The sequence below is a fragment of the Flavobacterium sp. genome (assembly GCF_049240005.1).
Lineage (GTDB): Bacteria > Bacteroidota > Bacteroidia > Flavobacteriales > Flavobacteriaceae > Flavobacterium.
Map to the genome: position 1 here is coordinate 1 of NZ_JBMLTK010000105.1, position 10,724 is coordinate 10,724.

8 protein-coding genes and 1 tRNA gene are annotated in these 10,724 nt (G+C 41.7%); 3 read left to right on the top strand and 6 right to left on the bottom strand.

Features of this window, described 5'->3' with window-relative positions:
* Positions 1 to 8 precede the first annotated feature (8 nt).
* Positions 9 to 2,174 (bottom strand): S9 family peptidase, encoded by a 2,166-nt coding sequence (locus tag ACOVQQ_RS10900; protein ID WP_421818223.1) that lies wholly within the window; start codon positions 2,172 to 2,174, stop codon positions 9 to 11.
* Between the two features lie 118 nt (positions 2,175 to 2,292).
* On the opposite strand from ACOVQQ_RS10900, the gene ACOVQQ_RS10905 reads away from it, so the two are divergent.
* Entirely contained in the window at positions 2,293 to 3,615 is a 1,323-nt protein-coding gene (locus ACOVQQ_RS10905; RefSeq protein WP_421818224.1) for a hydroxymethylglutaryl-CoA reductase, degradative, read from the top strand.
* Positions 3,612 to 4,520, top strand: a complete 909-nt coding sequence (locus tag ACOVQQ_RS10910) for a GYDIA family GHMP kinase (RefSeq protein ID WP_421818225.1) — start codon at positions 3,612 to 3,614, stop codon at positions 4,518 to 4,520. Before ACOVQQ_RS10905 ends, ACOVQQ_RS10910 begins: the two co-directional genes overlap by 4 nt.
* Before the next feature lie 944 nt (positions 4,521 to 5,464).
* On the opposite strand, the gene ACOVQQ_RS10915 is transcribed toward ACOVQQ_RS10910, so the two are convergent.
* The 5 genes from ACOVQQ_RS10915 to ACOVQQ_RS10935 form a co-directional block, all read right to left on the bottom strand.
* Entirely contained in the window at positions 5,465 to 7,558 is a 2,094-nt protein-coding gene (locus tag ACOVQQ_RS10915; RefSeq protein ID WP_421818226.1) for a peptidylprolyl isomerase, read from the bottom strand.
* Positions 7,559 to 7,662: 104 nt separating this feature from the next.
* Positions 7,663 to 7,872, bottom strand: coding sequence for a hypothetical protein (locus tag ACOVQQ_RS10920; RefSeq protein WP_421818227.1), 210 nt, complete (start codon positions 7,870 to 7,872; stop codon positions 7,663 to 7,665).
* 1 nt (position 7,873) lies between these two features.
* Positions 7,874 to 8,416 (bottom strand): LPS export ABC transporter periplasmic protein LptC, encoded by a 543-nt coding sequence (lptC, locus tag ACOVQQ_RS10925; RefSeq protein ID WP_421818228.1) that lies wholly within the window; start codon positions 8,414 to 8,416, stop codon positions 7,874 to 7,876.
* 2 nt (positions 8,417 to 8,418) lie between these two features.
* A complete protein-coding gene (locus ACOVQQ_RS10930; protein ID WP_421818229.1) occupies positions 8,419 to 9,669 on the bottom strand; it encodes a hypothetical protein in 1,251 nt (416 codons plus the stop codon).
* Positions 9,662 to 10,396 carry a type III pantothenate kinase gene (locus ACOVQQ_RS10935; RefSeq protein ID WP_421818230.1) on the bottom strand — a complete coding sequence of 245 codons (735 nt, stop codon included), beginning with the start codon at positions 10,394 to 10,396 and terminating at the stop codon, positions 9,662 to 9,664. Before ACOVQQ_RS10935 ends, ACOVQQ_RS10930 begins: the two co-directional genes overlap by 8 nt.
* Positions 10,397 to 10,492: 96 nt before the next feature.
* Between ACOVQQ_RS10935 and ACOVQQ_RS10940 the strand changes: the two genes are divergently transcribed.
* Positions 10,493 to 10,565: transfer RNA gene (locus tag ACOVQQ_RS10940), tRNA-Phe, on the top strand.
* Positions 10,566 to 10,724 lie beyond the last annotated feature (159 nt).

Consider the following 10,724-nt stretch of genomic DNA (forward strand, 5'->3'; position numbering starts at 1 on the left):
TTGGTTGGTTAAAGATTATTCTTAATAAAGTCTGCCATTTTATTGTAAAGCTGTATACGGGTCATGCCGCCGTAAATACCGTGATTTTTATCGGGATAAATCGCCCAATCGAATTGCTTATTGGCTTGTACCAATGCCTCGATCATGCGCATGGAGTTTTGTACATGTACGTTGTCATCTGCCGTTCCGTGAACCAATAAAAACTTTCCTTTCAGTTGCTTCACAAAATTAATCGGCGAATTATCATCGTAACCTTTCGCATTTTCCTGCGGCGTAGTCAAATAACGTTCCGTGTAAATCGAATCGTAAAAACGCCAATTAGTTACCGGCGCTACAGCAATAGCCATTTTGAAAATGTCGGAACCTTTAAGCAAACAGTTAGCCGACATAAATCCGCCGTAACTCCAGCCAAAAATTCCAATACGATTGGCATCAATGTAGTCGAATTTTGCCAAACTTTTAGCAGCAAAAATCTGATCTTGAACCTCTAAGTTTCCTAAATCGCCTTGCGTACACTTTTTAAATGCAGCGCCTTTAAAACCGGTGCCACGACCGTCAACACAAACAACAATGTAGCCCTGTTGCGCCAACATTTTGAACCAATAATCGTCGTAATCGTTCCAGCTGTTGCTCACTTGTTGCGAACCCGGACCCGAATACTGATACATAAAAAGCGGATACTTCTTCTTCGCATCAAAATCTGTTGGCTTTACCATCCACGCATTTAAATCTTGTCCGTCTGCCGACTTCACGGTCATAAAAACCTTTTCCGGCATTTTGAATTCGGCTACGCGCGAACGCAAAGCTTCGTTTCGCAACAAAACCTGTATCGATTTTCCAGTCACCGCATCGTTTAACGAAACCTGCGGAGGTGTTGCGCTGTCGTGAAAATTATTAATAAAGTGCGTAAACACCGGACTAAACGTGGCGCCGTTGGTACCCACTTGCTGCGATAACTTTTTTCGATTCTTACCGTCGATTCCAATACTGCTGATCGTTCTATTGATACTGCCTTCCTCAGTCGATTGGTAAAAAACACGCTTCGTTTTTTCGTCAAAACCATAGTAAGCCGTTACTTCCCAATTTCCTTGTGTAATTTGGTTGATTAGTTTACCGTCGCTTCCATACAAGTACAAATGATTGAAGCCGTCTTTTTCACTGCTCCAAATGAAGCGGTTTTTAGATAAGAAAGTTAAGTTATCAGTAATATCAATATATGCCTTATCGGTTTCGGTGAACAGCAATTTCTTTTCGGCTGTTTGTGCATCTACAAAGTAAAAATCGAGCTTGTTTTGGTGTCTATTCAAAATCTGTACACTCAAAAAGCGGGCATCAGCGCTCCATTTTATTCTCGGAATGTAAAAATCGGTGTATCCCGTTAAATCCACTTTCTTGGTTGCTTGCTGCGCCACATCGAAAAAATGTAAGCTCACTGTAGCATTGGCTTCTCCTGCTTTTGGATACTTAAATGTTTCGTTACCTGGATATAAATTCTGTCCGTACACATTCATGGTAAATTCAGGAACCTCAGATTCATCGAAGCGAATAAATCCGATCGTTTTACTGTCGGTACTCCACTGGTAGGCTTTCACAAAGGCAAATTCTTCTTCGTAAACCCAGTCGGTTATACCGTTAATAATTTTGTTTTTTACACCGTCGGTTGTGATGGCACTAACTGCTTTGCTTCGAACGTCAAAAAGATACAAGTTGTTTTCCCGAGCAAAACAAATTTTCGAACCATCCGGACTTAATTGCGGCTCTTGAATCAAATCTTCCGTAATGGCCGTTAGTTGCTTGGAAACCGTGTCGTACAGAAAATAACGCGCAAGAAAAGAGTGCCGGTAAATAGGCGTTGATCCCGCGGTAATCAAAATGTATTTATCGTCTTCACTGAATTGAAAGCCGTCGATGCCTGCTTTAGTTTCTGGAAATGCAGCCGTACTGAAAATGGTTTCAATTTTCTTACGAGTCGCAAAATCATACAGATTTATCGACATACCACTGCCCTCTTCTTCTAAAACCGCATAGGTATTGGATTTGTGGAGAACCTGAAGTTCTTCTAGATTTTCGGTTCTAAAATAGCCCCGATAAATTTGATCAATTGTGATTTGTTTTTGTGCGTAAACCCACGTGGTTAGCACTAAAAAGAGATACAAAAATTTGCTGTTGCGCATAGAAACGAATTAAAGTGTCAATTTTAGTAAAAAAAAGGGTGCAAAAGCTATAAATGGGCATAAAATAAGCGTTCAGACATCAGAATAAAACTGTTAAAAACTCCGATATCTTGTATCTTTGCAACTTAATTCGTTTAAAATGACAGATTCTGCAGCAAGCTTCTCGAAGTTAAGCAAGTTGGAAAAAATAGATTTTATTGCTTCTTCGTTTTTCAAAGAACCCACGCTCGCAAAAAACGTACTTCGAAATTATTGGAACACCGACGAAAAGTTGCAACAACTTCACGACGATTTCATCGAAAATACCATCAGTAACTTTTACTTACCGCTAGGTGTCGCGCCCCATTTTTCGATAAACGGCAACGAATATTTTGTTCCGATGGTCATCGAAGAAAGTTCGGTGGTGGCTGCTGCTGCCAAAGCCGCCAAATTTTGGAAAACGCGCGGCGGATTCTCCACTCGAATTATCGGTCAGGAAAAAATCGGACAAGTACACTTTACCTATAACGGAGCAAGCAACGAATTACAAGATTGGTTCGCAAATTGCCAGTCGCTTTTCCGCGAAGAAACCGCTTTCATCACCAAAAATATGGAGAAAAGAGGCGGCGGAATTTTAACCATTGAACTGCGAAACGCTACCGATAAACTTCCAAATTATTACCAACTTCACGCCACTTTCGACACCAAAGATTCGATGGGAGCTAACTTTATAAACAGTTGCTTAGAACAATTTGCAGCTGTGATGCGCCGCGAAGCCGACAAACTTAATGGGCAACTCGACGTTGTTATGAGCATACTCTCGAATTACGTGACTAATTGCGTGGTCGAAGCTAAAGTGTCGTGCTCGATTGCCGAGTTGAAAGATAAAGGAATCGACGATCCGGAACTTTTTGCCAAGCGCTTCAAAATGGCTGTCGATATTGCACGAGCCGAACCATACCGCGCCGTGACACACAACAAAGGAATCATGAACGGTATCGATGCAGTGGTTTTAGCTACTGGAAACGATTTTCGTGCCATCGAAGCTGCGGCACACGCGTATGCAGCTCGTGATGGGCAATACCGTTCGTTGTCGTTTTGCGAACTTACCGAAACACAATTTACGTTTGGATTACAAGTTCCGTTGGCTCTAGGAACCGTTGGCGGCTTAACGTCGTTGCATCCGCTGGTTAAATTTAGTTTGGAACTGCTTAAAAATCCGAGTGCCGCACAACTCATGGAAATAGTTGCCGCTACAGGCTTGGCGCAGAATTTTGCTGCACTACGTTCGTTAACAACTACAGGAATTCAGGCCGGACACATGAAAATGCACCTCAATAATATTTTAAATCAGCTTGAAGCAAACAGCGAAGAACGCAAAGCAGTTCAGGCAGAATTTAACGGAAAAGCGGTGTCGCACGCCGGTGTTCACGAGTTTATCGATAAGCTCCGCAAGTCATGAACGAACAGATGTATCGGGCAAACGGCAAACTCCTCATTACAGGCGAATACGCAGTCTTGGACGGAGCGCTTGCACTCGCGATTCCCACAAAATTGGGACAGCGATTGCGAGTAAGCGAGTTTGAAGACACACAAAAAATAGCTTGGGAAAGCTACAATGCTGCAGGCGAAAAATGGCTCGACACGCGGTTTACCCAAGAAGATCTCGAAAATGCAACGCAAATTGCCGATCCGGTACGACAGGCCTTGTCCAACGTGTTAAATCGAGCGATACAAGGCAAAACAACCGCACCACTTTTTGGAAAGAAATTTAGCACACAACTGGAATTCCCAAATAATTGGGGATTGGGAAGCAGCTCCACATTGATCAGTTTGGTAGCGCAATACGTTGGTGTCGATGTATTTGAACTATCCGATGCTACTTTTGGCGGTAGCGGATACGACGTGGCATGCGCGACAGCAAACGGACCTATTTTTTACCGGAAAACCCCGAACGGTCGCGAAATTCGATCGGCTAATTTTCCAATGATTTTGAAAAATCACATGTATTTTGTGCATTTGAATCAGAAACAAAACAGTCGGTCGGCGATTGCACAATACAAGCAGCTACCGAAAAGCACGGCATTTCTTGAAGCCGTTTCCGCGATTACGAGCGCTGTAGCAGAAACAACCCAATTTGCGGAATTAGCAGATTTACTGCAACGACATGAGGATTTACTTTCGGCACAACTCCAAATTCCGACCATAAAAGCACAACTTTTCAGCGACTATCCGGGTGTGATAAAAAGTTTAGGAGCATGGGGAGGCGACTTTGTTTTGGCACTCTCCGAAACACCACCACAGCAGTACTTTATTGCGAAAGGATTTGCTACATGCTTAGCTTTTGACGAGCTGTTCGATATTTAATCAAACTACTTTTTTAATTGCTCTCGGAAACACTTCGGCAAGGAGCAACACAACACTTGATCGATATAGAGAACTCGCAGGGTAGCAAACATTGCGAAGGTATAACCATTTTTTAACGGTTGACCACATAGGCAAATAGTTTTTTGACTACCAAAAGCTCATTGTGCTAGTTTACGCTGACCACATAGGCACATAGTTAATTACCCACAAATTAGCGGTTTTGCTGGTTGCGGCTGACCACATAGGCACATAGCCTATTTAACACAAACTGCTTATTTTGCTGGTTGCGGCGGACCACATAGGCACATAGTTTATAAAAAAACTTTGCGATTACTCTAGTGCAAGTATTTGGGGCAAACGAGACAAAAAAATAATTGACAAATTTTTTGGGCGGCATTTCGCGCTGTTCGTTGCAATAAAATCGTGTGGCGCCGGTTCTGGCTGTCTTTCGCACAGCTTCCGCTGGTCGCAGTGCAAAAAACGCCGTCACACGTTGCCACTACGGTTTTATTTCCACTGCCATCACGGCCGCGAAAGACGTTGCCTAAGAATCGTTATTTAAATTCGTAAAACGTTATTAATTATCAAACGATTATCTTTATGTAATCATATTATTTTCAATAATTTAAACGTAGTAATATTGCAATATTACGTTTGTTAAAATTCGAATGTTCTGGAAATATTTTATTGGCAAACGAAACGCCGGCAACGACTTTGCGGCCCGGATGGTAGCGAAAAGCCTTGCCAAACGCGGTGCGTGCAAAAACAAAAACCGCAGAGCGACCAGCGGAAGCTCCTGCGGTTTTTAGCTTTTGCCGTACTGCGGTGGCAAGCTTGTAGCGAACAGCCGGAACTGCCGCCCAAAATAGAATGACAAACTGAGAATGGGGCATAAAAAAAGTCCCGCGTAATGCAGGACTTTTATTTGGTCTATGTGCCTATTTCTAGTAGAACAATCTACGATTATCCTCGATTTTGGCTGCATCCTTTAATGCGTTCAAAATTCGTCCAGGTGCGCTTCCGTTCTGAGCTTGTAATTTGGCTACGTAATCTTTATAATCTTTGATTACGGGTGCCGCAGTAACCGCCTTAGCACTTACAACATATACACCTGACACGCCTTCGATTGGAGCCGACAATTTGTTAGCGCCCAGTGCCATTGCCGTAGCAATTACGCGTGGTTCTGGACCAACACCTTCGAGTACACCTGCTTCGATGGTTACATCGGTTGCTACTTTTACGGTAGTTTTGTTTGCAGCAGCCATAGCAGCTAGGTTTGCACCTTTAAGTTTCGCTTTAATGAGCTCGGCTTTTTTCTTGTTCTTTAATTTTGCCTCCAACATTGGGCGTGCTTGATCAAGCGCCATCAAACCTTCCGCATTGTATTTCTTGATGCTTACAATGGCGTTTCCAACATTTGGAATATCAAATTTTTTGAAAGAACCTACTTCGTTTTCATCATCGTACGCCCAACGAACAATCTGACGTTGGTTTCCGAGTGCTCCCACAAGTTCGTCCATTGGTTTTACTTTTACCACAGGCGCAACAGTAAGTTTGTAGGTTTTTGCTACTTCAGCGATTGATTTCGATTTCAAATCGTTTTCGATTTTTGAAGCGGTTGCAAAGTTCTTGTCGTTTGTTTGTTCAGACGCTTCGATTTTGCGTGCAATTGTTGCTAAACGAACAGCATCTTGTTTGTCAGTAACTTTAATTACGTGGTATCCGAATTCGGTTTCAACTAATCCGACTGAATTTACTGGATTGTTAAAAACGTAATCGTTGAATTTAGTAGTCATTTGACCTGGCTCGAAATACCCAAGATCGCCACCATTTTGTTTAGAACCATCGTCGCTATTTGTCATAGCAATCATCATAAAGCTGTTTGGATTTGCTTTAACTTCGTTAAGGAGTTCTGCTGCTTTAGCTGCGGCTTCTTCTTTAGTTCTAGTTACGTTTGGCTGTGCGCGCATAGCTCCTTTGTAGGACAATAAAATATGCGATGCACGAGCGTTTGCTCCGGCTTTACGACCCATTCCTTTGGAAATCGCGTAATATCCGTTGAACATATATGGTCCGTAAACCGATCCAACAGGTAGGTTAAACAGTGCCTCAGCATGTTCAGCAGGCAAACGATTTTTAGCGGTGTATGACGAATCGTATGGAATATCTGAATTTTCTGAAACGAATTCTTCTGTATTTTTCGCGTTCATGAAACTCGGAATCGTATCGTTTTTACCGGTTTCGTTGTTGAATACCACGCGAGGTGCCATAAGGCTATTGATAGCGTTTTTAACTTCAGCCTCATCTTCTGCCGACGGTTTATCTTCAACGAGAATATATTCCAACTCTACATTTTCCTCAGCTTTGAATCGCTTTTCATCTTTACGCATTTCTGCGATAATTTCTTCGTCAGAAACTTTTACGTCCGAATCTTTGATTGAAGAATACAAAACTTGAACGTAGTCGAAAGAAACTTTATCAGCTTCGAGCTTGTATTTCAACTTTCCTTCAAAAGAAGCCGTATACATGCCTCCACGAATCATACTTCCGTACGACTGGAACTTTGCGTTCAAGGCTGCTTCTTTTCTACGATCGTTTAACAATTGCGCCTGAGCTGGGTTTGCTTTGATAAATTCATCAAACTTTTTCTGGTCGAATAAACCTGCCTCATTCAAAAACATAGGGTTTTGCCCAATGTCTTGGCTTTGCTTGAGGATATCCATTATTTGATCTTCCGAAGAACGGATTCCCAATTTTTCAAACTCTTCAGTAAGCAAAACGATGTTAACTTCTTGATCCCAAATACGGTTTGCTGCCTGAGTAGTAGTCATTCCTTGCTGACTTTTCTCCAGATTTACAACCTTTAAATTGAAATCGTCGAAGCTTACATCTTCATCGTTCACTGTACCGACATATCTCGAAGAGCCGTTAAATGCACCGCTTTGAAAAATATCTCCAATGATAAAAGCGAGAAGACAAAATCCGATTACTGCAATGAGTAAAAACGAACGCTGTCTGATTTTGGATAAAACTGCCATAGTTTCTCTCTAATTTTTAAATTCAGTCTGCGAAAATACAATTATCTGCCAAATTACGGCAAGGGTAAATTTTTATTTTTTAATAGCGTCGCCCAAGCCTTAATTTACGGCTGTTTTTGCTGATTGTTTTTTGCTCTTTCTTCAAATTTCTTGAAGTAAAGACGTCTAAAAAAGAACATTGCAAGTGCGCCTACTGCAAAAATTAGGTATAAATAGCGTTCATCAGTTCCGCTATTCCACAACTCTACAGTTCGATAAGTCATAAAAGCTGCGGCAACTAAGTAAACGTATTGCGTAAATTTTAGAAATTTCATTTTATTCTGCTTTGTTTATTTGTCCACGTACCTGCTGATAATTGATTCGTTTGAAATCTTTGTTGAAATCGATTCCGGTTCCACGCGTGGTTCCGCCATTTGGATCGGTAAATAAAAAAGGCTTTTCGGTGAAGAACCAGCCGTTTTTTTGGTCGAAGAATAGCTGTTCGGTCTCTAGTCGTTGATTTTCTTCGGAACGAATAACCACATTTTTACGCAAATCAATCAAATCACTTCCTTTATAGGACACAGCGTACTGTGCTGTGATGAATGTTCTCTTTCCTTTTTTGTCGTAGAGTGTTAAATCGATTCCTTTGGGAAACTCGGTGAATGCGTGCTTTACAGTAGCGAAATCGCGCATTTGTTTAGCTGCGAGTACCGCGGTAATGCGACCAGAATCGGTATACTTGAGAGCTAGGGAATCGGCCTCGCCACTTGGTGTGAAAGTTGCCAAATTACTTTTGTTCACGGCTTTGATTCGATCTTCGCAACTGCAAAAAATCACAAACAAAATGAGGTACAAAAATAAATTTTTGGTTGTCACTATTAGTCGTATTTACGTTTTACAAACCATCTGTCGTTTAGCGACAAGCTGATAGATATGTTGGTATAGCGTTCTTCTACCAATCCAGCAGCCTTTGTTCCTCGCTTGCCTAATTCACAGCCAAAGTTTATATTCGAAAATGTTCCGCGCAAAGGCAATCCAAGACCAAAAGTCACTGCTTTATCTTCAATGTTCTTGCCATTTACTACCAATCCGCTTCGCTCAAAACGAGCGCCCGCGCGGTATGTAACTCGGTTGAAATATCCATTAAAGGCCGTATATTTTGGAATAAAATAACCTCCAAAACTGATCTTGGTACCGTTTTCGTAATTTACGTTTTGAATATCTTCAAACCTATTTGCAAAACCGTTATTCGATGTTAAAGCCAACTCAGCACCGATCAACCAATGGCGTTCTTCTCCAAAACCGGCACCAAAAGTTATGCGTTGTGGCATTTTTAATTTTGAATCGGGAACAATTACTTCTGTTTCAGAATCAATCACCTCTGCATTTGCGGTAAAAAGAACGGTAGAAATAAATCTGCTGTTATCCAAATTCACTTCTGTACTCGGCGTGTAAGTTAAACTCCCAAAAAACGTATTCTTTTTACCAACTTTTCTGCGATACATTAATCCGGTGTTTAAAGTGAATCCCGACAGATTCGATGTACTTTCTTCGCGTGTGCCCAATTGCACTCCAGAAATAGTAGCTAAAGTTGTGGTCTCAATTTGTCCAAAATTGTAATGTAAATCGACTCCAAAGCTTAAATGTTCAGAAAAATTGTATGCTAAGGAAAAGAAAACTCGATTTAAACCTCCCGAACCTTCATAGCGACGATTATTCAAATTACTCCCACTTGCTAGGGTTTGAATTCTATAACCCACCGAACTATACGGCATTACACCGATCCCGGCACCAAACTTTTTGGAGATAGGAATTGCAAAGGCAAGGTAATCGATATTCGTTCTGCCAGCTTCGTCTGTTACACTGTTGGTTTGAAAGCGTGTTTTATTATTTGTAGCGGCAACTGAAAAAGAGGTAAATTTTAATCCTCCGTATGAAGCCGGGTTTTGCAAATTGATGTGAATACTGTCGGTAAACACGGCCACACCGCCCATTGATCTGTTTTCAACAGAACCACGGAAGGTGACTTCTCCAATACCGTAAAAAGAATAGATAGAAGGTGTTCCGTTTTGAGCGTGAGCAACCAAACTCATAAAAAGGCACACTGACAGCAGAATTCGTTTAATCATTAGGGTTGTAAAATTGGTACAGTGCATACAAAGCTCGCTGCATGAAATTTGAATCGGCAAATATGCCATTTTTTAATTGGGTTGCCAAAAATTCGGCATCCCCGCCCGTTAAAATTATGGTAAAGTCGGCATACTGCTCATTATAACGGTTAATGATTCCAATTATTTCGGCTACCATTCCATTTATTACACCCGATTCGATGCAAGAAACGGTACTATTGCCAACAAGTGGGGTCTCGCTAACCTTAGTTACGAGCGGAAGTTTCGCCGTATAATCGTGGAGTGCTCGAAAACGAAGCTGAAAACCAGGCGATATTCCACCTCCGAGGTACGAACCATCGTTCAAAACAAAATCGTAAGTAATACACGTACCGGCATCGATAATTAAACAAGACGTATTTTTATAGGACAAAGCAGCGCCCGAGACAAGCACTTTACGATCGATTCCCAGAGTTTCGGGAGTGGTATACCGGTTAGTAAACGGCCAATCGGCCAACTTTGCCACATCAAAAACGAGTATATTTGGATAAAACTGTTCGAAAAAGGGCGCTAAGTTGGCTGCAACGGAACTCAAAACAACATTATTAACATTTGGATGTTTGCGCAGCAGCTCGGCAGTTTCGTCGGGAAACGAATCTGGGCTAACCGTCGTAGTATCAAATTTTTGCCCATCGGATGTTAGGTGTAATTTGATGCGTGTATTTCCGTGATCAACGAGTAGTAACATGTTTCTGCAGCTAGGACGGCAAGTTACAAATGAATTTTTTTAAAGATTTCTTTTGCACAAATAAAAACTCGGTTATATTTGCACCCGCATTAGCGAGGTACCTTAGCTCAGTTGGTAGAGCAACGGACTGAAAATCCGTGTGTCCCTGGTTCGATTCCTGGAGGTACCACATCCAACCCTTGATATCCTACGATATTGAGGGTTTTTTGCTTTTTGGCATATCCCTGGTTCTTCCGATAGCTATCGGAACTGGAGGTACCACAATAAAACCCGATTCGTCTGAGTTTGGTTTTTTGTTTTTTACGTGTCCCTGGTTCTTCCGATAGCT